Annotated in this window: 18 protein-coding genes, 1 tRNA gene and 1 pseudogene; 11 read left to right on the forward strand and 9 right to left on the reverse strand. The window is 46.4% G+C overall.

The window, feature by feature from the left end; all coding sequences use genetic code 11:
• The first annotated feature begins 179 nt into the window (after positions 1-179).
• Positions 180-1,019 (forward strand): glutathione-dependent disulfide-bond oxidoreductase, encoded by an 840-nt coding sequence (gene yghU, locus ACMHKJ_RS16340; protein WP_413495561.1) that lies wholly within the window; start codon positions 180-182, stop codon positions 1,017-1,019.
• A 59-nt stretch (positions 1,020-1,078) separates the two neighbouring features.
• Here the strand turns inward: yghU and ACMHKJ_RS16345 are convergent, their stop codons facing one another.
• Positions 1,079-3,019, reverse strand: a complete 1,941-nt coding sequence (locus ACMHKJ_RS16345) for a methyl-accepting chemotaxis protein (RefSeq protein WP_413495563.1) — start codon at positions 3,017-3,019, stop codon at positions 1,079-1,081.
• 407 nt (positions 3,020-3,426) lie between these two features.
• On the opposite strand from ACMHKJ_RS16345, the gene ACMHKJ_RS16350 reads away from it, so the two are divergent.
• The 5 genes from ACMHKJ_RS16350 (at position 3,427) to ACMHKJ_RS16370 (ending at position 9,997) form a co-directional block, all read left to right on the forward strand.
• Positions 3,427-4,005 carry a DUF1007 family protein gene (locus ACMHKJ_RS16350; RefSeq protein ID WP_413495565.1) on the forward strand — a complete coding sequence of 193 codons (579 nt, stop codon included), beginning with the start codon at positions 3,427-3,429 and terminating at the stop codon, positions 4,003-4,005.
• Positions 3,996-5,012: a nickel/cobalt transporter gene (locus tag ACMHKJ_RS16355; RefSeq protein ID WP_413495567.1), complete on the forward strand. Its 1,017-nt coding sequence runs from the start codon at positions 3,996-3,998 to the stop codon at positions 5,010-5,012. The genes ACMHKJ_RS16350 and ACMHKJ_RS16355 overlap by 10 nt, the downstream gene beginning before the upstream one ends.
• Positions 5,013-6,090: 1,078 nt before the next feature.
• Complete coding sequence (locus tag ACMHKJ_RS16360; protein ID WP_413495569.1) at positions 6,091-7,485, forward strand: glutamate decarboxylase; 1,395 nt, start codon at positions 6,091-6,093, stop codon at positions 7,483-7,485.
• A gap of 101 nt (positions 7,486-7,586) precedes the next feature.
• On the forward strand, positions 7,587-9,125 hold the full coding sequence (gene gadC / locus ACMHKJ_RS16365) for a glutamate:gamma-aminobutyrate antiporter (protein WP_413495571.1): 1,539 nt from the start codon (positions 7,587-7,589) through the stop codon (positions 9,123-9,125).
• A gap of 509 nt (positions 9,126-9,634) precedes the next feature.
• The gene (locus ACMHKJ_RS16370; protein WP_413495573.1) at positions 9,635-9,997 is read left to right on the forward strand and encodes a YibL family ribosome-associated protein; all 363 of its coding nucleotides are present in this window, start codon (positions 9,635-9,637) and stop codon (positions 9,995-9,997) included.
• A 148-nt stretch (positions 9,998-10,145) separates the two neighbouring features.
• On the opposite strand, the gene ACMHKJ_RS16375 is transcribed toward ACMHKJ_RS16370, so the two are convergent.
• The 3 genes and pseudogenes from ACMHKJ_RS16375 to ACMHKJ_RS16385 form a co-directional block, all read right to left on the reverse strand.
• The gene (locus ACMHKJ_RS16375) at positions 10,146-10,625 is read right to left on the reverse strand and encodes a hypothetical protein (RefSeq protein WP_413495575.1); all 480 of its coding nucleotides are present in this window, start codon (positions 10,623-10,625) and stop codon (positions 10,146-10,148) included.
• A 5-nt stretch (positions 10,626-10,630) separates the two neighbouring features.
• Positions 10,631-10,897: pseudogene (locus ACMHKJ_RS16380) on the reverse strand (hydroxyacid dehydrogenase); the annotation flags it as partial.
• A gap of 165 nt (positions 10,898-11,062) precedes the next feature.
• A tRNA-Sec gene (locus ACMHKJ_RS16385) sits at positions 11,063-11,157 on the reverse strand.
• Between the two features lie 246 nt (positions 11,158-11,403).
• On the opposite strand from ACMHKJ_RS16385, the gene prlC reads away from it, so the two are divergent.
• Positions 11,404-13,452, forward strand: a complete 2,049-nt coding sequence (gene prlC, locus ACMHKJ_RS16390) for an oligopeptidase A (protein WP_413495577.1) — start codon at positions 11,404-11,406, stop codon at positions 13,450-13,452.
• A 3-nt stretch (positions 13,453-13,455) separates the two neighbouring features.
• Complete coding sequence (gene rsmJ, locus ACMHKJ_RS16395; RefSeq protein WP_413495579.1) at positions 13,456-14,223, forward strand: 16S rRNA (guanine(1516)-N(2))-methyltransferase RsmJ; 768 nt, start codon at positions 13,456-13,458, stop codon at positions 14,221-14,223.
• Positions 14,224-14,376: 153 nt separating this feature from the next.
• Here rsmJ and gdhA read toward each other — a convergent pair whose 3' ends face one another.
• Positions 14,377-15,717, reverse strand: coding sequence for an NADP-specific glutamate dehydrogenase (gene gdhA, locus ACMHKJ_RS16400; protein ID WP_413495580.1), 1,341 nt, complete (start codon positions 15,715-15,717; stop codon positions 14,377-14,379).
• A 370-nt stretch (positions 15,718-16,087) separates the two neighbouring features.
• Positions 16,088-16,525, reverse strand: coding sequence for a universal stress protein UspA (gene uspA, locus ACMHKJ_RS16405; protein WP_067368436.1), 438 nt, complete (start codon positions 16,523-16,525; stop codon positions 16,088-16,090).
• 365 nt (positions 16,526-16,890) lie between these two features.
• Here uspA and uspB point away from each other — a divergent pair, with 365 nt between their 5' ends.
• Complete coding sequence (gene uspB, locus ACMHKJ_RS16410) at positions 16,891-17,226, forward strand: universal stress protein UspB (RefSeq protein ID WP_067368438.1); 336 nt, start codon at positions 16,891-16,893, stop codon at positions 17,224-17,226.
• Between the two features lie 89 nt (positions 17,227-17,315).
• On the opposite strand, the gene pitA is transcribed toward uspB, so the two are convergent.
• Positions 17,316-18,806: an inorganic phosphate transporter PitA gene (gene pitA, locus ACMHKJ_RS16415; protein ID WP_067368441.1), complete on the reverse strand. Its 1,491-nt coding sequence runs from the start codon at positions 18,804-18,806 to the stop codon at positions 17,316-17,318.
• Between the two features lie 253 nt (positions 18,807-19,059).
• On the opposite strand from pitA, the gene ACMHKJ_RS16420 reads away from it, so the two are divergent.
• Positions 19,060-20,265 (forward strand): BaiN/RdsA family NAD(P)/FAD-dependent oxidoreductase, encoded by a 1,206-nt coding sequence (locus tag ACMHKJ_RS16420; RefSeq protein WP_413495582.1) that lies wholly within the window; start codon positions 19,060-19,062, stop codon positions 20,263-20,265.
• A gap of 727 nt (positions 20,266-20,992) precedes the next feature.
• Positions 20,993-21,691: a pirin family protein gene (locus tag ACMHKJ_RS16425; RefSeq protein ID WP_413495584.1), complete on the forward strand. Its 699-nt coding sequence runs from the start codon at positions 20,993-20,995 to the stop codon at positions 21,689-21,691.
• A gap of 67 nt (positions 21,692-21,758) precedes the next feature.
• Here the strand turns inward: ACMHKJ_RS16425 and pckA are convergent, their stop codons facing one another.
• Together pckA and hslO are read right to left on the reverse strand one after the other, a co-directional pair.
• Positions 21,759-23,378 (reverse strand): phosphoenolpyruvate carboxykinase (ATP), encoded by a 1,620-nt coding sequence (pckA, locus tag ACMHKJ_RS16430; protein ID WP_413495586.1) that lies wholly within the window; start codon positions 23,376-23,378, stop codon positions 21,759-21,761.
• A 202-nt stretch (positions 23,379-23,580) separates the two neighbouring features.
• The gene (gene hslO / locus ACMHKJ_RS16435; protein WP_413495588.1) at positions 23,581-24,471 is read right to left on the reverse strand and encodes an Hsp33 family molecular chaperone HslO; all 891 of its coding nucleotides are present in this window, start codon (positions 24,469-24,471) and stop codon (positions 23,581-23,583) included.
• Between the last annotated feature and the right edge of the window lie 2 nt (positions 24,472-24,473).

A 24,473-nucleotide genomic window follows, 5' to 3' on the forward strand; every position in this document is an offset into this window, starting at 1 on the left:
TGATATTCCCCGGTTATCCTTCTCCTGACCTGATGCAGTAAATCCCGATACTATCCATGAATGAAACAAGAATTTTTATTTTGCACTGCTGATGGTAAATTAAATGTCCATAATAAAAACCGTATAGTGCTGCATTCCTGGTTATATCACCGGGATAATCAACACTGAGGAGATAACCGATGGCTGATTCAACGTATACCCCGCCGGATGTATGGGAATGGAAGCAAGGTAACGGCGGTAAATTTGCTAATATTAACCGTCCCGTTTCCGGGGCGACACATGATAAAGCCCTGCCGGTGGGCAAGCATCCATTACAGCTTTATTCGCTGGGAACACCTAACGGCCAGAAAGTATCGATCATGCTTGAGGAATTACTGGAGTCAGGCATTAAAGGGGCGGAGTATGACGCTTGGTTTATTGATATTGGCAAAGGTGATCAATTTGGTTCCGGATTTGTCGGTGTTAATCCGAACTCCAAGATCCCCGCATTGGTTGATCTCAGTGGCATAGCACCTATACGGGTATTTGAATCCGGCTCGATCCTGATGTATCTGGCTGAGAAATTTGCAGCATTCTTACCGGTAAATCAACCTGCACGGGCTGAAACATTATCATGGCTATTCTGGCAGATGGGGTCCGCGCCATTTGTCGGCGGGGGATTTGGTCACTTTTATGCGTATGCACCAGAAAAATATGAGTACCCGATTAATCGCTATGCAATGGAAACCAAGCGACAGCTGGATGTTCTGAATAATCAACTAGCTGAGCATGAGTTTATCGCGGGTGAGCACTATACCATTGCGGATATCGCCATCTGGCCATGGTATGGCGCATTGGTACAAGGAAAATTATATGGTGCGGCAACGTTCTTATCTGTGAGTGATTACCCCCATGTGATCCGCTGGGCAAATCAGGTAGCTGCCCGTCCGGGTGTACAGAGAGGGCACCGGGTCAACCGTACAGGCGATCCATCAGAAAAACTACTGCGTGAACGCCATGATGCGGCGGATTTTGAATAATCACCAGAATGAATGCCGGGCTGATAAAGTATCAACCCGGTGTTTGATTACATTATTGATTAATGTGTTTCCGGCAATTTAAAGGCTGAAACCATCTCTGCAAGCTGCTCTGCTTCTTTTCTCAGGATCTGTGTGCGTGAAGCGGCATCATCAATTAATGTCGCGTTTTGCTGAACCGTTGTATCCATTTCAGATACGGCCATAGTTACCTCAGCAAGACCTTTACTCTGTTCTTCTCCGGCGATGCGGATATCATTCATTAATTGTCTTACCTGAAGCACATCCATTACCAGATCGGCCAATGTTTCACCCGCCTCACTGACCTGGCGGCTGCCGGTTCCCACATTCAATACCGATTGATCAATCAGAACTTTAATTTCCTGTGCGGCCTGCGCACTGCGCTGCGCCAGTGTTCTGACTTCTGATGCAACAACAGCAAATCCGCGACCGGAGTCCCCGGCACGGGCGGCTTCTACCGCCGCATTCAATGCCAGGATATTGGTCTGGAATGCAATGCTGTCGATGACAGACACAATCTCAACCATCTTGCCCGATGATGTACTTACATTATTCATGGTTGAAATAACATTTTGCATCATATCACCGCAGCGGCTGGCTGTTTGCGCTGTACTTTCTGCCAGGTTATCTGCCTGAAGTGTATTTTCTGAATTCTGATGGACAGTAACATTCAGTTCTTCCATCGCAGATGCACTCTGCTCCAGCGCCGCTGCCTGCTGTGTTACCCTGGCGGATAGCTCATTATTGTTATCTGCCAGACTGACAGTATTTCCGGCTACAACAGCACTGCTGTTGCGGACAGTAAGCAACATGGTGGATATTTTATCTGCGAATAAGTTAAACGCCTGCGCAATCGCTGAAATTTCATCTTTGCCCCGCACATCCATACGCCGTGTAAGGTCACCTTCTCCCTGTGCAATATCATCCAGCGCCTTGCGGGTATCATCCAGCCGTGTGATTAACCGGCGTACAACCAGCCAGGATCCCAGCAGCAACAGTGCCATTATAGGTAGCAGGGCTTCCAGTACATCCTGCATCATGACTTTTGCCAAACCGGTGATCCGGTTTTCCGGTGTAACAAGGCCGATAACCCATCCTGTATCTTCCATCGGAAAAAGCATTACTTGTGACGCGCTGTCCAGCAGTTTGTCATCATCAAGTTTTATTATGTCGATACCGGATTGCGGGGAATGTTGCTGCTTCAGCCTTTCTGCAACCGGCGACAGCCATACGGATTGGGCGGCAAGCTCATCAAATGTTTTGAATTTTTTGTTATCGTCGCCGGGAAAATAAATTAATTGCCCCTGCCGGTCTGTCACAAAAGCGTAGCCACCGGTGCTGTCACCATATTGCTGCATAATGGCGGCAATATTATTCAGGCGGATATCCGTTGTTGCGACACCAGAAAACTGACCGCCAACGCGGTAAGGCACACTACAGGTCACCATATTCACACCGGAAACAGCATCCTGATATACATCAGACCACAGGCAGGTATCCGTCGTGTGTTCGCGGGCATTTTTGTACCAGCTCTCGTTATGGTAGTCGCTTGCGTTTTCCGTGTTGTATTCATCAGAGAAAATTAATTCCCCCGTGCTGTTACGTGCCCAGAAGAAGCTGCGTTTTGCCACATTCGGCAGAAAGGCGCCCGGTTCCGGCCAGATCCCACCACCGGTAATAATGGCATTATTCTGTCCGCCGATAAGGTTTGGCGGAATATGTTGATACAACGCTTCGTCATTCGGCAGTACTTCTGACAACCGTGCCAGACTGACTGTTTTTCCGTCGATATGGGATAAAATTGTGCTCACCCGGGCGGTCAGTCCATGTCCGGTTTCTTCGATTAATGCTGTATTTATTTCGACAACGCGCGGCTGCCCCCGCCAGAGCATGATAACAATAATAATCGCAGTGGTGATGGCAAGGAGCAGTATGCCCCCGATGGTCAGGCGGGTTGAAATGCGGGACGGATACAAGGACATATAAATCTCCCGGGAACAGATAAGCGTATATTTACGTTATCGGCGCTTTTGGTGATATCTTTATGGTGTTTTATTGAGCTAGTGAATGATTCGGGCAGATCTGTGGCAGAGAATACACTTCAGTCTTTTTATGATTAGTTTTGTCCGGGCAAGCAGAATAATATTGCACCCGGATACCGTATTTTCACGGGATTATACTGATTATGTTTTATGCATAAAAACAGATGCTATTAATGATAATGCAATTGTTATCCGTTAAGGAGTCTGTTTCTGGTTACGAATTGCTATGTTATATTATATCAATACGTGATGTTGTAATGGGATCCTGCATGGAACATAAGAAGGTAATCAGATATCCGGTATTATCTGTTTTTTTGATTTTGATGTTTTTTTTCAGTCCACGTGTCATGGCGCACCCGCACAGTTTTATTGAGATGGATACCACATTAGTTACTGATAATCATCATCTTACCGGACTGAGCTATGTGTGGGTGATGGACCCGATGACATCCGCAGATATTTTGTATGATTTACTGAAAACAGAGGAAGACAGCCCGCAATGGAAAAAGCAGGCGGCATCTGTCATGGCGAATATTATCGGACAATCTTATTTTTCAGAACTCTATTATCAGAATAAAAAACAACCGCTGAAATTATTTCCCGATGAATACAAGATGACCCGGCAGGGATTACAGATTGTGATGTCGTTTCGTGTGTCACTATTACACCCGATCCCGCTGGCAGGTAGCACGATTGACTTGCTGACATATGAACCGACCTTTTTTGTCAGTATGACGTATACCGACAGCGGGACATTGCATCTTTCAGTGGCGCCAGAATCAGCATGCAAACTGACCTTAGTTGAGGTTCAGCCGTCGGATGAGCTTAAAAATTACGCCTTATCATTAGATACCGGGGAAACCCCGGATGATGATCTTACACTAGGTCGTCAGTTTGCACAGCGGGTCACATTGCAATGCCATTAATAAAGAGACAGGCAATAAAGCGCGGTCATATTGCGCTATGGATTCTATTCCTGATCATTATTTTACCGGGAAGCTACTTACTGTACAGCGCATGGCCATCCTTACTGCATATCAGTACCGGATTACAAAGAAACCTGAATACTGAGCTTGCAACGCTTATCGGACTGGCAACGTCAGATCCGCTGCGGGCTGGCGGGCTTTTGGTATTGTTCAGTTTTTTGTATGGTCTGCTGCATGCGCTTGGACCGGGTCACGGCAAAGTGATCCTGTCTGCTTATATCGCCACACATCCGGCTAAATTACGTCACAGTGCATTACTAAGTTTTCTGGCTTCCCTGCTTCAGGGAACTGTCGCGGTCGTATTAGTTTCGGTTGTATTATTTATATTGCAACTTTCAACACGACAGCTTAATCATATCAGTCAGTTAACCGAAAAAATGAGCTATGTGTTTATTATCGCACTGGGCGGATTTATTATTATCCGTGCGCTCCGCCGGTTAGTGGTAGCTACACCTGTTAAATTATTCGCTATCAAAAAGGTCACACCGCTGCCACTCAAATCATCGGCGGTTTTACAACCGGCGCAGGTTCATCGCGGCGGTCAGCAGATACCAGCTTGTGGTTGCGGGCATCAGCATGTTGTAGCTGACGATGCATTAACCGGACACTGGCGGACACAGGCCGGTATGATCCTTGCGATGGGTTGCCGCCCTTGTTCAGGTGCATTGCTGGTCTTACTGTTCTCTGCTGTTATTGGTGTTTTTCACTGGGGCGTTATAGCCACATTTGCCATGGCGCTGGGAACCGGGATCACACTGTGCGCTATCGCCTTGTTTGTTCACAGTATGCGTTTTCTGGCACTGCGCCTGACACATGCTCAGGGAAGAGGCATGAATCTGCGCTATGGTGAATATTTACGCCTGATTGCAGGGGGAATATTTATCATTGCCGGAATATTGATGTATCAGACAGTCAGTACACCGGGCGCGGGGTTTTTTACCGGCTAACTATCTTTGGTGTATTATTAACCCTGGTTTATGGGATGATGATATCCCTGTAGTTTGAAGGAATACGGATATATACAGATTTAAAAACCGGACAGTTACTGTACAAAAAATACGAAGCCGTGAGCGATTTTTTAATCTTCGCAGCAGAATTAATATAGGCGGTTGGTTACGATAAAATTACTCAACTTACAATCGCAGCAATCAAAATAGTAAATGGAGCGGTATTCAGACACCCCTGAACCACCACGAAGCAATGCTGCAGTCAACAATACAGGAATAGCCGATAGCTCATTATTTATTGATTTTAAAAGAAATATAAAATAAGACATAAATCGGGTAAGCCATTACACAACAAATTGGAAATTGATTATCAGCAACGGGCTATAGTGCTTTATCTGTTATGTTTACTATCAGGCTGAAGAGTACAACTTGGAATTGAATATTTCAATTCGTTTTTACAGAGTTAATTATTCCCGGATATGATAATATTTTGTATCTTGATACAAGATAATTTAATTTAAAAATACTCCTAAACTAAAATTATAAAATAAAATAAAAATACGTCATAGACTGATGAAATTATAATAATATTCTATGTTTATTGTCGAAGTAAATACATTACCCGCAGTTACGAAGAAATTTAATTAATAACGCCTCTGGCGTTATGGTATAAATCCCATTTTACAAATAAATATATCAAATTTTAGTCTTTTTTTGGGTAACTTGGCGTTATATGTCAATTAATATAGGGTAATGCACTGCTATTGGTGGGGTTATTTAGTTGATTATTTTTTATTAATCAGTTGGTTGGTAATTTGTTTGTACGTATTGTAATCAATATTGTTGCGATATAAATAAAATCAGATAATTTGACAAGTTCGGATCAGAGATTAATACTTATGCAATAAAGTAATGGTTATTTCGTTCTCTGTTAAATTTACAGAATTATCGACCATTACATGCCCTGTTCTTTCAAACTGCAGGTTCGTTGGCAGTACTTACGGCCTGCGTCTTGAATGATATTGGGTATACAGTTCTGATAAATAATCTACATTATATATTTAAGGAGCTTTTTAACATGAATAGTAAATCACCAAAGTATAGTGAGTCAGATGATATATATGCTTCATTGGCATTATCATGCTCATTACCGAAAAAAAAATTCCCTGCCAAAGAAAGCGATCCGCGCAATGTATTTAGTGCGGTACGTGATGAATTAATGCTGGATGGAAACTCGCGACAAAATTTAGCTACATTTTGTCAGACATGGGTTGATGATGAAATCCGGCAATTAATGGATCTGTCTATTGATAAAAATATGATAGATAAAGATGAATATCCGCAGACAGCTGAAATTGAAAACCGTTGTGTGCATATGCTTGCTGACCTCTGGCATTCACCCGATGCGGAAAATACATTGGGATGCTCGACTATTGGTTCCTCAGAAGCCGCAATGCTGGGTGGTTTAGCACTGAAATGGCAATGGCGTAACAAACGGATTGCCGAAGGTAAATCAACAGATAAGCCAAACTTAATTTGCGGTCCTGTTCAGATTTGCTGGCATAAATTTGCCCGTTACTTTGATGTTGAGCTCAGAGAAATACCACTCGAAGGTGATCGGCTTATCATGAGCCCGGAAGAAGTCATTAAACGGGTTGATGAAAATACGATTGGTGTTGTTCCTACTCTTGGCGTGACCTTTACTTGTCAATATGAACCTGTAAAAGCTGTTCATGATGCACTTGATAAATTACAAAAAGAAACCGGCTTAGATATTCCTATTCATATTGACGGCGCAAGCGGTGGCTTCCTCGCCCCATTCTGCGCACCTGAACTTGAATGGGATTTCCGTTTACCCCGCGTCAAATCTATTAATGCTTCCGGCCATAAATTTGGTCTGGCACCTCTCGGAGCCGGCTGGGTTATCTGGCGTGAAGCTAAAGAATTGCCGGAAGAATTGATTTTTAATGTGAATTATTTGGGCGGTAATATGCCTACATTTGCCTTAAATTTCTCCCGTCCCGGCGGGCAAATTATTGCTCAATACTATAACTTCCTGCGTTTAGGTCGTGAGGGCTACGCAAAGATTCATAATGCATGCTATGCAACCGCACAATACCTTGCCAGTGAAATTGAAAAATTAGGGCCATTTGAAATGATTTTTGATGGTGACAGCCAAAAAGGTATTCCTGCACTGGCCTGGAAACTTAAAAAAAGTTCAACCGCTTATAACTATTCACTATACGATATTGCAGATAAATTGCGCAGTCGCGGCTGGCAGGTTCCTGCATATTCTATGCCGGCGAACAGAGAAGACCTTGTTGTACAACGTATCCTTGTTCGTCACGGTGTTAGTTTAGATTTAGCAACATTGTTAATTGAAGATTTCAAACGTACCTTAAACTATTTTGATAAGCACCCTGTCAATAAACCACTGTCTGAAGAAGAGGGCGGTGGATTTAATCATAGCTAAATCTGTTTGTATTTATCGGGCCGGAGAACGTAATGTTCTTTGGCCTGTCGGCGAAGCACAGATAAAAGAACCGATTTTATTAAATATATTAGGTGGATAGTATGACAGCGACAGCGTCTGGTGCTAAAAAACTAACTTTACTGGGTTTTTTTGCTATTACCGCATCTATGGTAATGGCTGTATATGAATACCCGACATTTGCAACTTCCGGTTTTAGCTTGGTTTTTTTCCTTTTATTAGGCGGATTATTGTGGTTTATTCCTGTCGCTCTTTGTGCGGCGGAAATGGCGACTGTGGAAGGTTGGGAAGAGGGCGGAATATTTGCCTGGGTTTCTAATACATTAGGTGAGCGTTGGGGTTTTGCTGCTATTTCATTTGGTTATTTACAAATTGCAATTGGCTTTATACCTATGCTCTATTTTGTATTAGGGGCATTATCTTATATTCTTAACTGGCCGGAGCTTAATAACGACCCGATAATTAAAACTATCGGTGCATTGGTTATATTATGGATATTGGCATTTTCTCAATTCGGTGGCACAAAATATACAGCAACTATAGCTAAAATAGGTTTCTTTGCAGGTATTTTATTACCGGCTCTTATTTTGGTATTTCTTGCTATAAGCTATCTCGTCAGTGGCGCACCTTTAGCTACTGAAATCAGTGCATCTACTTTTTTCCCTGACTTCACAAAAATAGGTACATTGGTGGTTTTTGTTGCTTTTATATTGAGTTATATGGGTGTTGAAGCCTCGGCAACACACGTTAATGAAATGGAAAATCCGGGAAGAGATTATCCGGCTGCGATGTTTTTATTGATGATAGCGGCTATTTGTTTAAGTTCAATTGGCGGATTATCTGTCGCGGTTGCCATTCCGGCCAGTGAAATAAATCTGTCCGCAGGTGTGGTACAGACATTCAATGTTCTGGTATCAAGTTTTAATCCTGCGCTTGAATGGACGGTTCGTATCATTGCAGCACTCTTATTATTAGGTGTGCTGGCAGAAATCGCATCATGGATTGTGGGTCCATCACGCGGAATGTATGTTGCTGCCCAGAAAGGTATTTTACCGAAAAGCTTTGCTAAGGTGAATAAAAATGGTGTTCCGGTTACATTAGTCATTTCTCAATTATCGATTACTACCGTTGCCATCATTGTGCTTACCAATAGTGGCGGAGGAGGTAATACGTCTTTCCTGATCGCATTAGCATTAACCGTTGTTATTTACCTGTGCAGTTATTTTATGTTGTTTCTCGGATATATGTATTTAGTCTGCAAACAGCCTGAGAAAAAACGGGTATTTAATATACCGGGTGGTAAGGGCTTTAAACTTGCTGTTGCATCTGCCGGTTTTATTATTTCTGTCCTTGCCTTTGTTGTTTCGTTCTTTCCGCCAAGTTCATTACCCGGAGGCGCAAGTAATGAATCCTATGTGATGTTACTTGGTATCAGCTTTGTGGTCATTTTTCTGGTGCCATTTATTATCTATGCATTTCATAATAAGCAAGGTAAAACAACCGGAATATCGATGATACATATCAAAACTCATAACGCGCCAGCAGGTCATTTCTTTATCCATCCGCGGGCGCGATCAGCATATCATCTGGTTCATGATGATAAAAAAGACCAAAACGAGTAAGACAATAAAATGGGTAAGACCATCTAATGGTGGTCTTATTCTTCAATAAAAACACGATAAATCATAGCTTGAGATAATCACAACATATCGGATTCAAAACAGTATTCAATGTGCATTTGGCCATTTTCATTTTGAAATAGAATAAATTTTCGCTGTGGTGCTTCAGAAATATAGTCACACATTACTGACCGTTATCTAAACTAAATACGACTCAATCCTGCCGATATACCCGGAGAAATAAATATTAAAATAGCTGGGGAGATTAGTTTTTTGTCGATCACAGGAGTCATATTTGATGGGCAAATTAGTTTACTGAAATAGTGCTCCCGAATTGGTTTTTGAGTGGTAGTGGTTGTTAGAGAATCACGAAAAAAAGTGTCTTGATGTTGAGTCTAACAGCCAGATCAAATTTGTGAATAGCGACCAACCAGTATCCCTTTTCGCCCTCTTACGCAGAATGGTGTATACTTGGCGACAAGAAAAAGAAATTTATTCACGGTTAATTAATAATGAAAGAAATCGAAAAAGCACAAATTAAACTTCTTAACGATCGTTTAGACCTTACTCGTCACAAGATGGCAAGTATACAGTTAACGAACGAAGCGGAAAAGCATGCAGAGCTTGAGAAAGAAAAAGCGGCGCTGGAAATTGAAATCGTTCGTTTGAAGGCGGTACGTAACACGAAACTAAGCAAAGAAGCGCAGAAGTTAGTGGATATGCCATTCAAACGCCCTATCACTAAGAAAGAACAAGCTGATATTGGCAAGCTGAAGAAAGCCGTACGAGGCCTGATAATTGTCCATCCAATGACGGCATTAGGCCGCGAAATGGGACTGGATAATATGACTGGTTTTTCTAAGACTGATTTCTAGTCAGAAATTAACCCAGATAAAGCATACCCGGAAAAATAAATATTAAAATAGTCCGGCAGGTTAGTTTTTATAGCAGACTGATTTAGTAATAATTTGAATTTAACATAATTGATGGAATTCTATTGAACCTGAGTGGCGGTATTGTCACTCAATCCATCCCGGACACCGGCTCACCAATGTAAGTGTGTGTGCAGCAGCGGCAGGTCACCTTAACGTCCTTTCCCGTAATCGAAGGATTCACCTGTTGCAGAATTCCATTCTCATCAACAAACAGGCCCGGATAAAAGCTACTTTCGCCAATGCAGACTAAATCCCTTCGCTGATGCTCATGTAGCGCAACCAACCAGAATACCGGCCCGGTGGTATCAAGACGTCCACATACTTCACTGAATATTTCATCCCACGATTTTCCAATCTGTTTGATCAGAAAGTAAAATAATGGCGTGTAGTCCCGGTCGCGCTTTTGCCGGCCATGCATTGTTCCGCGCTTTGCCAGTAGCTCATCTCCGACTTTTTTACAATTGCGTTCCCGGCAATACTCAGCACCCGGATTATTAGAATAATGCCGCGTAGTTGTGTTGACGCTGCGATACAGTTTACGGGACTTGTTCAGTAGATGAATACGCATAGCCCGATCTCTCCGGAAACCTGTCGATTGCCTTCTGGTTGAACTATCCGGAATTTCCGGATGGTTGAGTTTTGAGCAAGTTCACCTTCAGTAAAAATATTAATAAGAAGCTCGTTAACTGTACGGGGATCTTTACCATACAGCTCAGCAATGGATGCTTGAGACAACCACAGCGTATCGGACTCAAAGCGGCATTCGACGTGAGTCTGGCCATCTTCACTTCGGAATAAAACAAATTCGCCCTGTGGTGCTTCAGGAAGATTATCGCTCATTACATTGCCTCCGTTTTACTAACTGTTATCCCAACCAAATGAAAACCAATGCTACCAATATACCCTGAAAAATAAATGTTAAAATAGCCCGGAAGGTTAGTTGTTTGTCGCAGATTGATTGAGTAATGAATTTAATAGAATTAATGGCGTTGCACTGAACTTGAGTGGCGGAAGATCACAGGAGTCGAACCTGCCCGGGACCGCTGGCGGCCCCAACCGGATTTGAAATCCGGCCGCCCCACCGGGGACGATGATCTTCCTTTTCGAGGTTGCATATTATACGCTTTCCGGTAGCGATTCAAAAGTTCTCTTATGGCTTTTCTTCTGCGGCGCATCAGAATAGTGTGATTATTTGCGCGAATGATTTTTACTCAGCGCAATAACACGAAAAATCATTGAACTTGCCGGATAATGTCCCCATGTTATAAGAAGTTTCGGTTTTCACTTCTCATTTGTATATGCGCCGTCAGGCGGATGTACACCAGACAGCTAACAGGATGTTTTTTATGATGAACCCTTTGCTTTCTCCGACTAAGAATCAGTTACCGGCATTTTCTGCCATTAATCCCGAATGTATTGTGCCTGCGGTAAAAGAAACGCTGGATAACTATCGTCAGACGGTTGAGCAGGTGATGAGTCATGCTCCTGATTTTACATGGGAAAATGTCTGTGTTCCGCTGGCGGAAGCCGGTGATAAATTATCCCGCGTCTGGTCGCCGGTCGGTCATCTGAATTCGGTTAAAAACAGTCCGGAATTACGTGAAGCTTATGAGCAGTGTCTGCCGCTGTTGTCAGAGTTCAGTACCTGGATGGGGCAGCATGAAGGGTTATACAATGCGTATAAAGCATTGAAAGCAAGCCCGGAATTTGCGTCTTTATCTCAGGCGCAGCGCAAGTCGATTGAAAATTCACTGCGTGATTTTGAATTATCCGGCATTGGTTTACCGGCTGAAAAACAAAAGCGTTATGGCGAAATTTCAGCACGCCTGTCAGAGCTTGGTTCGCTGTACAGCAATAATGTGCTGGATGCCACGATGGGCTGGAGTAAGCTGATTACCGACGAAGCAATGCTGGCAGGACTGCCGGAAAGTGCTGTTGCCGGAGCTCAGGCACTGGCGGAATCAAAAGGCGATAAGGGCTGGTTATTTACCCTGGATATGCCGAGTTATCTGCCGGTGATGACGTATGCAGACAACCGGGAGCTGCGCAAAGAGATGAGCGAAGCCTACGGCACCCGCGCATCAGAGCTGGGACCGAATGGTGGTAAATGGGATAACAGTGATGTAATGGCGGAGATTTTGGCGCTGCGTTATGAACTGGCTCAGCTACTCGGCTTTAAAAATTATGCGGAAAAGTCCCTCGCCACCAAAATGGCGGAAAACCCGGCACAGGTGCTGGCGTTTCTCAATGATCTCGCTGAACGGGCACATCATCAGGGTGAACAGGAAGTTGTACAGCTGGCTGCTTTTGCTGAAGAGCAGTATGGTGTCGATAAACTCGAGCCATGGGATATGGCGTATTTTGCGGATAAACAAAAACAGCATCTGTTTGCGATAAGTGACGAGCAACTACGTCCTTACTTCCCGGAAGAAAAAGCGATCAGCGGATTGTTTGAAGTGATCCGCCGGATCTACGGGATCACCGCCAAAGAGCGTTTTGGTGTTGAAACCTGGCATCCGGATGTCCGTTTCTTTGATTTATTTGATAGCACCGGTGAGCTGCGCGGCAGCTTCTATCTGGATTTATATGCCCGCGAACACAAACGTGGCGGTGCCTGGATGGATGATTGCATCGGACGTATGCGTCATGCTGATAATTCCCTGCAAAAACCGGTGGCGTACCTTACCTGTAACTTTAATAAACCGGTTGGTAATAAGCCGGCGCTGTTTACCCATGATGAAGTGCTGACATTGTTCCACGAGTTTGGTCATGGTCTGCATCATATGCTGACACAGATTGATGTGGCAGATGTCTCCGGTATCAATGGTGTGCCGTGGGATGCGGTCGAACTGCCGAGCCAGTTTATGGAAAACTGGTGCTGGGAGCCGGACGCGCTGGCGTTTATCTCCGGTCATTATGAAACCGGTGAACCATTGCCTCAGTCGCTGCTCGACAGCATGCTGGCGGCAAAAAATTATCAGTCTGCGATGTTTATCCTGCGCCAGCTTGAGTTCGGTTTGTTTGATTTCACCTTACATGCAGAATATGACCCGGCCGCCGGCGCGCAGATTATGCCGGTATTGTCTGCGGTGAAAGCGAAAGTCTCTGTTGTGCCGGGTGCGCCGTGGAGCCGTTTCCCGCATGCGTTCAGTCATATTTTTGCAGGCGGTTATGCAGCAGGTTATTACAGTTATCTGTGGGCGGATGTGCTGGCGGCAGATGCATTCTCCCGCTTTAGTGAGGAAGGGATTTTCAACCCGGTCACCGGGCAATCTTTCCTGGATAACATTCTCAGCCGTGGTGGTTCAGAAGAGCCGATGGTTCTGTTTGAGCGCTTCCGCGGACGTAAACCAGAGCTGGATGCTATGTTAAAAGGCTACGGAATCAACGGGTAATAAGTGAATATTCGTTTACAGTGTGAGGAGGGCGCAGATAACTGCGCCCTTAACGCGTTAGCTGCGCGGTGGGGTCTGGTGCATGATGAAACGGCACCGATGGCATTGGTACTGACACCGCAAGGGCTGGAACTTCGCAAGTGCGATGAACCGAAACTCGGCGGGATCCGTGTGGATTTTGCGGGTGGTACCATGGCACACCGGCGGCGTTTCGGCGGCGGGCGCGGGGAAGCGGTTGCGAAAGCGGTCGGAATTAAAAAATCCTATGTGCCGTCTGTGGTGGATGCAACTGCCGGTCTGGGGCGTGATGCGTTTGTGCTGGCGTCTCTGGGCTGCCGGGTGCGCATGATAGAGCGACATCCGGTTGTTGCGGCATTGCTGGATGACGGCTTGCAGCGCGCGTATCAGGACAGTGAAATCGGCAGTTGGATGCGTGAGAGGATGGTATTGATCCACGCGTCAGGTATTGATGCCCTTGCGGATATTTCGCCGCCGCCGGAAGTGGTGTATCTTGACCCGATGTATCCGCACCGGCAGAAAAGTGCGCTGGTCAAAAAAGAGATGCGGGTATTTCAGTCGCTGGTGGGGGCTGATGAGGATGCAGATAAACTGCTGTCGCCTGCTCTGGCACTTGCAACCCGGCGGGTAGTGGTGAAGCGTCCGGATTACGCAGAGCCGTTAGCGGGGCAGAAAGCACCGGCTGCGCTGGAGACAAAAAGCCATCGTTTTGATATCTATCCCTGCATGAAAGCAGAGGCCGAAGCTGAATAACTGATGCGGTCAGTGTGAAAGGGGGACAGGGCAGTTCCCGTTTCGCGAAGGGGCAACAAGTGAGACTTCCGTACCGCTTGTTATACCCCCTTCGACACTGTGTTTACCGCGTAACTGACACGACAGACACTTACTGCTGCAACAAATTAAAACTTACAGAACGCCTTGTGCCAGCATTGCGTCAGCCACTTTCACAAACCCGGCAATGTTCGCACCCTGTACATAATTAGTCTGTTTCTCTTCGCTGCCGTACTGCACACAGGCGTTGTGGATATCCAGCATGATGTGATGCAGACGCGCATCCACTTCTTCTGTTTTCCAGCTCATGCGCACTGAGTTTTGTGACATTTCCAGACCGGATGTTGCCACACCACCGGCATTTGCTGCTTTGCCCGGTGCAAACAGCACATTGGCAGCCAGGAATGCATCTGTTGCCGGAATGGTTGTCGGCATATTCGCGCCTTCAGCAACCGCTTTGACACCATTTTTGATAAGCACCTGTGCATCCGCCAGATCCAACTCATTCTGAGTGGCACACGGCAGCGCGATATCAACGGGAACTGACCACGGCGTCTGATCTTTCAGATACACCAGTCCGAACTCTTTCGCATACTCTTCCACACGACCGTAACGGTTTTTGATTTCTGTCAGACGAGTCAGTTTCTCTGTGGTGAAACCATCTTTATCGACAACAGTACCGCCGGAGTCTGATGCTGTGATAACTTTTGCACCGAGCGACAGGCATTTTTCGATAGTAAACAGCGCTACGTTGCCGGAGCCGGAAACGGAAACCTGCATACCCTCAAAACTCATTCCGTGGCGTTCCAGCATGGCTTGTGTGAAGTAAACCAGCCCGTAACCTGTGGCTTCCGGACGGATCAGACTGCCGCCGAAAGAGAGGCCTTTACCGGTGAATACACAAGAGGTGTTGTTGGAGAGTTTTTTCATCATGCCGGCCATGTAGCCGACTTCACGACCACCCACACCGATATCACCGGCAGGGACATCCGTATCCGGTCCCAGATGACGGTACAGCTCGGTCATCAGTGCCTGGCAGAAGCGCATAACTTCGCTCTGGCTTTTTCCTTTCGGATCAAAATCAGAACCGCCTTTCCCGCCGCCCATCGGCAGTGTGGTCAGCGCATTTTTCAGTGTCTGCTCAAAGCCCAGGAACTTGAGAATAGAGAGGTTTACTGACGGGTGAAAGCGCATACCGCCTTTGTACGGACCGATAGCGGAGCTGAACTGCACGCGCCACGCACGGTTAACCTGTACCTGATTCTGATCATCCACCCAGGTGACACGAAACTGAATAACACGCTCCGGTTCAACAAGGCGAGCGAGCAGGTTTTGATCGCGGTATTGCGGGTTATTGCCAAGGAATGGCCATAGTGTGGAGAACACTTCACGTACTGCCTGGAGGAATTCAGGTTGTGACGGATCACGGCGCTGAACACTTTCCAGAAACGTTTCTAAAGAGATAGAGTTACTCATGTTTATTTTCCTGTCTGTCTTACCCTTATGCATTCATACCCAAGATATATAGGCCACACTCATCTCCCGGGAGCAGGTTCTCCGGAACATTCCTGCGAACAACATATCTGTGACACGAATGATGTCGGGTTACGTTACATTGTGAGGTATCCCGGACATTTTTATTTTATTTTTCTGATAATGTGAGATGTGTTTGCATTTACCACTTGAATTTATCTCTTGTTTATATCTGGTTTTCAAGTTGTTTTTTACATATATGACAAAAAAAATTCATTGACGGCATTTTGCGGCGGATCAGCCGCCTTATTTTCAGCTAAAAAAAATGCCTGCATAAGCAGGCATTTTATATGAATAATATTGCAACAGAAGATTATGCGGTATCATCGTCACGCAGCGGAACAATCAACATATCGACATGAACGGTGTTAATCAGCTGACGTGCAGAAGACATCAGTTTGCTCCAGAAATCCTGATGGTGCCCGCAGACAACCAGGTCCATATCATATTTTCTGATAGCATCGACTAATACCTGACCAAGGTCACCGCTGCCGCTGAGCATTTCCTGAATCTCATAACCGGAATTTTTGGATAAATTTTTCAGTGAGTTACTGGTTTCTTCAGTAATACGCTGCTGCATGTCGCCCAGGTTAACATCGATAAGCCCGGTGTATAAGTCAGAATAATTGACATCAACGTGGATCAACGACACTTTTGCATCGTAAGGCTTCGCCATAGAAACCGCTTTGCTCACTAACACTTCACTTTCAGGAGAGAGATCGACTGCGACCAAAATATGTTTATATGCCATAAAGAAATTCCTTCCGTTCAAAGTGTTAAGGGGTTGGCAGGGCTTACGCCGCTATCTTTGATGAATACTATAACTGCTTCATATCATTAAAGAGTGTAATACTGATCACAACTCAACGCTTTTATTATATTACGCAGAATATCTGATTTATAAGATATAACAGTCTGTGTGCTTCTAACAAGGCTGTGAGTGGCAAAACCAATATTTTCAGGAGACTTAACTATTAAACTACAGTGTGAAAGAATGCGATAGTTTGTGGAACCTCACAGCTTTGTCCATACTGAATACATAGAATGTTATCAGTACGCTGTGATTAACACTGATATCACCGGTTCCTTCTCTGCGGATAGTCTGAGGGGTGGATTATGTTCAGCATTGCTACACTGTTCTGGGCGTTATGTTTTCTTTGTCTGATTAACATGATCCGGTTTTATTCTTCAATCCGGGCCTTGCTCTCTGTTTTGCGTGAGTGTGATCCTCTGCTTTACCACGCAGTCGGCGGTAATAATGCTTTTACGGATTATACTCAGTGGCAGAAACAATTGCGCCTTATCCGCTATATTAATCAGCGGGAATATCTCACTCATCATGACCCTGAGGTCGTTTTACGCTGTGGGCGTATTCACCGCCAGTTTACGATGATCAGTGCGATATGCGGTATTGTGATTGCCTCATTACTGATGATGCTTATCTGGCAGTAAAACAAAAAAGACAAAGAGATCAAAAGAAAAAAAAAGCCTGACAGCTGCTGCCGTCAGGCTTTTCAGTTTCTGAGGATAACAACCTGCGGTCAGATAATTTGCAGGGAAATCCAGTAAAGCGAACCGGACAGAATAATAGAGACCGGTAAGGTCAGTATCCACGCCAGCAGGATGTTCTTGATGGTCTTGGACTGAACGCCCCCGCCATCAACAATCATGGTCCCTGCAACGGCTGAGGAGAGCACCTGAGTGGTTGAAACCGGCATGCCGGTATAACTTGCCACACCGATAGAGACCGCTGCAGTAACCTGTGCGGATACACCTTGTGCGTATGTCATACCTTTCTTACCAATTTTCTCACCAATGGTCACCGCAACACGTTTCCAGCCGAACATTGTCCCCAGTGACAGGGCCAGTGCGACAGACATGATGATCCAGATTGGTGCGTACTCAACGGTACTCAGCAGGTCATTAGAGAGACGTTTCAGGAAGCGGGCATCTTCTGGTTTGGTTTCCGGTAACTTCGCAACTTCTGCGGCAGTATCCGAAATACACATCAGCAGACGGCGCATCTGACTACGTTGTTCAGGTAATAAATCACTGTAGGTATGAATATTACTGAGCAGCCCTTGTGCCTGTTGTAATACAATGCCGGTGCGTGAGCTGTCACAATGGAACTGCTCATCAGGAACGGCATTTTCTGCGCCAGCCGCAGGTGTCAGCTCAATAGCGTGTGCTAATGCTTCCCTGTGCGTGGTGTAATACTGATCCAGATTCACGACAGCATCCCGCGTACGGGCGATATCGTAATCACTGGAATTCATATTCACCATAAAGCCGGCAGGTGCGACACCAATCAGAACCAGCATAATCAGACCAATGCCTTTCTGCCCGTCATTTGCGCCATGCGAGAAGCTGACGCCGACTGCTGAGAGGATAAGGGCTGTACGTGTCCAGAATGGCGGTTTACGTTTGCCGTCTTTTTTCTCACGTTCTGCCGGTGTTAAGTGAATGCGGCGACGTTTTTTTGTACCACTCCAGTACCGGCGCAAACACCAGATCATTAACCCGGCGATGACCAGACCGATTAACGGTGACAGAATCAGTGAGAGGAAGATGCTGACCATTTTCGGAATATTAAGCGCATCCACCACAGAACTGTCAGTGACAACTGCGTTGGTTAAGCCGATCCCGATAATGGCGCCGATCAGAGTATGAGAACTTGAGGCCGGAATACCGAAGTACCAGGTGCCCAGGTTCCAGATGATGGCGGCGAGAAGCATGGAAAAGACCATGGCAAGGCCATGGGCTGAACTGACATTCAGCAGTAAATCCGTGGGTAGGAGATGCACAATCGCATACGCCACACTCAGACCGCCGAGCAGTACTCCGAGGAAGTTAAAAACACCCGCCATGACAACGGCAAGCTGAGCCCGCATTGCCCGGGTATAGATAACAGTTGCTACCGCATTTGCGGTATCATGGAAGCCATTAATGGCTTCGTAAACCAGCACGAAAATCAGAGCCAGTACTAACAAAAGGCCGGTATGGAATTCCAGGCCTGTAAATAGATGTAGCATAGACGTTAAGCCAGTTGTTGGACATGAACGCGGCGCATTATCAGCGACAAATGCGTCCCGGGGAAGTGAAATATAGCCTTTTTTTGATTTGATACCTTCTGAAGATCAGGCGTAAAAATCGTTAGCGCTTATATATCATCGGGTTAGGCTCCTAAATAAAAAATGACAAATTTATAGCTTGATTTAAACACTATGACAAATTTAAGACATTTACCGGGATTTCGCCACATTTTTAGCCATAGAGAACATAATTTTGGAAAAGTTTGATGCAATAGTTATCGGCGCAGGTGCTGCCGGATTATTTTGTGCCGCACAGGCAGGGCAGCGCGGCTTGCGTGTGCTGGTTCTCGATAATGGCAAAAAAGCCGGACGAAAAATTCTGATGTCCGGGGGTGGGCGCTGTAATTTTACTAACCTGTATACCGAACCGGCAGCGTATCTGAGTAATAATCCGCATTTTTGTAAGTCAGCGCTTGCTCGCTTTACACAGTGGGATTTTATTGAGCTGGTGCAGAAACATCAGATTGCGTATCACGAGAAAACGCTCGGGCAGCTCTTTTGTGATGATTCAGCGCAGCAGATTATTGATTTACTGCTGGCAGAGTGTGAGCTGGGTGCGGTGACGGTCAGATTGCGCAGTGAAGTGACCTCTGTGGAAAAGCAGGGAGAGGAATTTGTTGTTACGGTCAACGGAAAGCTAGTGAGTACACACTCACTTGTAGTTGCCTGTGGCGGATTATCAATGCCGGGCCTGGGGGCAACACCGTTTGGTTATCGTCTTGCAGAGCAGTTTGGTTTGCCTGTATTACCGACCCGTGCGGCATTGGTGCCGTTTACCCTGCATAAGCCCCTGCTGACAGAGCTTCAGGCTCTTTCCGGCGTGGCAGTGCCTGCAACCGTTACGGCGCAGGACGGAACGCTCTTTGTAGAAAATATTCTGTTCACCCATCGCGGGCTGTCAGGTCCTGCCATTCTGCAAATTTCCAGTTATTGGCGACCCGGCGAGTATGTGAGCATTAACTTACTTCCCGGGGCTGATCTGGCGGAGTTCTTTTCTGTTCAGCGGGAAAAACACCCAAATCTGAGTCTGCGCAATGCGCTGGCAAAACTGCTGCCTAAGCGGCTGGTGGAGTGCTTACAGACAATGGGTGATTTACCGGATGTTGCACTTAACCAGCTGTCAAAAGCGGCACAGCAGGAAATTACGGATAAATTACAGAACTGGCAGGTACAACCGAACGGTACAGAGGGTTACCGGACAGCTGAGGTGACGCTGGGCGGCGTGGATACCCTGGCGCTTTCATCAAAAACTATGGAAGCCCGGGATGTACAGGGTCTGTATTTTATCGGCGAAGTGACAGATGTCACCGGCTGGCTCGGAGGGTATAACTTTCAGTGGGCATGGAGTTCGGCGTGGGCATGTGCGCAGGCGCTGCCGTTTGCCCCGGCTGAGTGCTGAACAGATGAACAAATCCATAGTAACCCTATGGAATTATTAAATTAAGTTAAAATAAACTACCGGATCAGTGAGTTAACGGAAAATGACAGTAATTGTACACAGAACTAAGCAAAAAGTGCTTTACAAATGATACTGATAACCATTATCATTAATTCACTTTCAGATGACCACCTTCAGGGTTCAGATGAAAGAACGACATTGCTCACATTGCTTCCAGTGTTTATTTAGCCGGCCTTGCGCCGGCTTTTTTTTCCCCTTATCCATTCGCGCCGCAGGTGCGTTGGCTTTCCTCGCCTGCCCCGGTCACATACTGATGTATGCTCCCGTGGCCTGCTGCGTCGCCGCCTTCCTGCAACACGAATGGCGTCGGGGAAAGTGTGTGTGGGCCAAAACCAGAAAGTATATTTCGTGGCGGAAACCGGATTATTTAGCAGATGAATCCTTTGGTTTTTACAGTACTAAAGTTCATCCGGGAGTAGCCGGTAAAAAAACGGAAAGCGTAAAGCGCCATGGATGGCGCGATCCGAGCGGACAGGGATGTGTCAGCGTCTTTCCGTTTTACCGGCTATTCCCGCGGCCCCGGTGTGAAAACTATGCGCCGTAATCTCCCGCCCTTAATACTCCGTAATACTTATTCAAATTTTTTGGATCCTTACGTTAATCAGCCCTGCTGGTCTATTTCTGTGACGGACGTAAACTGTTTCTTATCAGATTAAGGAGACAAATTATGATTTATGTACGCTCTGCAAATGAACGTGGTCATGCAACTCACGGCTGGCTTGAAAGCTGGCACACTTTTTCATTCGCTGATTATTATGACCGGGACTTTATGGGATTTTCTGCCCTGCGGGTGATTAATGAAGACTTTATTGAAGCAGGTAAAGGATTCGGTACACATCCGCATAAAGATATGGAGATCCTGACCTATGTCCTGGAAGGGGCGGTTGAGCACCAGGACAGTATGGGAAATAAAGAGCAGGTGCCTGCCGGTGAATTCCAGATTATGAGCGCCGGTACCGGGATCCGCCATTCGGAATATAATCCCGATGATGCGACTGCGCTGCATTTATATCAGATTTGGATAATTCCGCATACAACAGGGCTGGCACCGCGCTATGAGCAGCGCCGGTTTGATGCCGTAAACGGACGCCAGCTGGTGTTGTCACCGGATGCCCGCGACGGGTCGCTTAAAGTCTTTCAGGATATGACGCTGTGGCGCTGGGCACTGACGGGTGGCGGGGAAGGGTCGTATCAGTCACAGAGCGGGCGGATGATCTGGATCCAGGTAGTGAAAGGTGCGCTGACCATTAATGGTCACACAGCGGTCACCAGTGATGGTGTGGCTATCCGTAATGAGGATTTGCTCAGTCTGCGGGCTACAGAAGACAGTGAAATACTGCTGTTTGACCTGCCTGCTGCGGATTAAAACAGAAAGCCCCGGACTTTTGATCCGGGGCTGCTGTTTTGCTCACACTGCTTTTTTTGTTATTCGGTTATGGCAAAGGCCCTGCGCTGACGAGAGCCTGACCGGCCGGAGTATCGGTATACTTATCAAAGTTATTTACAAACCGTTCCGCCAGGTCTTTTGCTTTTTCCTGCCATTGCGCCACGTTATCGTACGTGTTGCGCGGGTCGAGTATATGACTATCGACGCCCGGCAGCTCATGAGGAATGGCCAGATTAAAGATTGGCAGCGTATGTTTTGCCGCTTTATCAATATCCCCGTTGAGAATGGCGTCTATGATAGCACGCGTGTTCTCAATTGAAATACGTTTTCCTGTACCGTTCCATCCGGTGTTAACCAGGTACGCTTTTGCGCCTGCCGCTTTCACGCGTTTCACCAGAACATCGGCATATTGTGTCGGGTGCAGTGTCAGGAATGCCGCGCCGAAACAGGCAGAGAAGGTTGGCGTCGGCTCTGTCACGCCCCGCTCAGTCCCGGCAAGCTTGGCGGTAAATCCGGACAGGAAGTGGTACTGCATCTGTTCCGGGGTCAGTTCCGCGACCGGCGGCAATACACCGAATGCGTCCGCCGTCAGGAAAATCACATTGTTTGCATGTCCTGCTTTTGAAACAGGTTTAACAATATTTTCAATATGATAGATAGGATAAGAAACCCGGGTATTTTCTGTTTTGCTGCTGTCATTAAAATCAACACTGCCATCCGGGCGTACAACCACGTTTTCCAGTAATGCATCCCAGCTGATGGCGTTATAGATATCCGGCTCAGCCTCAGCGGATAAATTAATGGTTTTGGCATAACAACCGCCTTCAAAGTTAAAGACGCCGTCGTCATCCCAGCCATGTTCGTCGTCGCCGATAAGTTTGCGTTTCGGATCAGTGGAAAGCGTGGTTTTCCCCGTACCGGACAACCCAAAGAAAATAGCCACATCCCCCTTTTCCCCGACGTTTGCCGAACAGTGCATTGCTGCAATTCCCTGTAACGGCAGCAAATAATTCATTATGGAGAACATGCCTTTCTTCATTTCCCCGCCGTACCAGGTGCCGCCGATGAGCTGGATACGCTCCGTCAGGTTAAACGCGACAAAGTTTTCTGAATTCAGTCCTTGTGCCTGCCAGTCCGGATTGGTGCATTTTGCGCCGTTCATGACAATAAAATCGGGCTCAAAATTATGAAGTTCATCTTCATCCGGCCGGATAAACATGTTTTTCACAAAGTGTGCCTGCCAGGCGACTTCAGTAATAAAGCGGACTTTCAGGCGGGTATCTGCATTGGCACCGCAGAAGGCATCAACAACAAACAGGCGCTTGCCGGATAATTGCGTGGTGATGAGTTTTTTCAGTGAAAGCCAGGTCTCTTGCGACAGAGGTTTATTGTCATTCTTACCTTTTCCCTGATCTGCCCACCAGACGGTATCGCGGGTGATGTCATCTCTGACCAGATATTTATCTTTCGGCGAACGACCGGTAAAAATACCGGTATCAACGGCGACTGCGCCGCTGGTGGTGACAACGCCGTGTTCATAGCCGGTCAGGCCGGGGCTGGTTTCTTCGTCGAAGAGTAAATCATAACTCGGATTGTAGATTACCTGCGTGACATCAGTAATGCCGTATTGCTCCAGTTCGTTTACAGCCATCGTTTTTGCGCTCATCCAAAGCCTCCTGGTCATCGAATTATCTTCTGATATCATAATTGTTTACGACTGGTTAACAGCGATAGCTATCAAATAAATGAAAATCCGGATTTTTTTTGAGCTTATTTTGTGAGCTGACTCGATACCATAAGAAAAATTCAACAAAAAGGCCGCGCCGGGAAAGACCGGCGCGGCCTGGTGTCAGGACTGCTTAAACGAATCAGTGTAGTAACTGTTCTTTCTGACAACGGATATCACGGATATCCTGTTCATTAAAGATATGATGAGTGCCGCAATATTCACACTCCATATCAATATTGCCATCTTCCTGTAAAATATGGGTAACATCTTCTTCCGGCAGTGTCACCAGGGTGTCTGCGCAGCGTTCACGGGAACAGCCGCAATGAAAGCTTATGGCAGCCGGTTCGTAGAGTACAACCTCTTCTTCATGATAGAGGCGGTACAGGATCGTTTCTGCATCCAGCGTGAACAGCTCATCAGAGGAAATAGTCGCCGTGAGTTGCATCAGGTGGCTGAATATAGTCTGTGTTTCTTCCGGTGTCCGGACTTCGGCTGATGCCGGCAGTGCCTGTAACAGCATCCCGGCGGCCTGTAATTTCCCGTCATGCTCTGCCACGCGGACAAACAGGCTGGTCGGCAACTGTTCTGACTGGCGGAAATAGTTATCCAGGCAGGCTTCGAGCGTTTCACTTTCCAGAGCAACAATGCCCTGATAACGCTCACCTTTTTCCGGGGTTATCGTGATGACCATAACGCCTTTGCCGATAAGCTCTCGCAAACCTGCCCCGGCCGGAATATCACTGTTCATTCGGGCAACACCACGCATCTGCTGGTTATGGTTGCCGTTAATGACCGCCAGATGAACCGGGCCATCCCCCTGAATCTGAACGGTAATATCCCCTTCAAATTTGAGTGTGGCAGTCAGCAGGCTGGTACAAACCAGCAGTTCGCCCAGCAAATGCCGGACAGGCTCAGGATAATTATGATCGCCTAAAATCTGCTGCAATGTGTCGGAAGCGGAAACCAGCTCTCCCCGGATGTCACTTTTGTTAAACAGGAAGCGGTGTAATGCATCGTGTTGTACAGACATAA

The sequence above is a fragment of the Morganella psychrotolerans genome (assembly GCF_965118875.1).
Lineage (GTDB): Bacteria > Pseudomonadota > Gammaproteobacteria > Enterobacterales > Enterobacteriaceae > Morganella > Morganella psychrotolerans_C.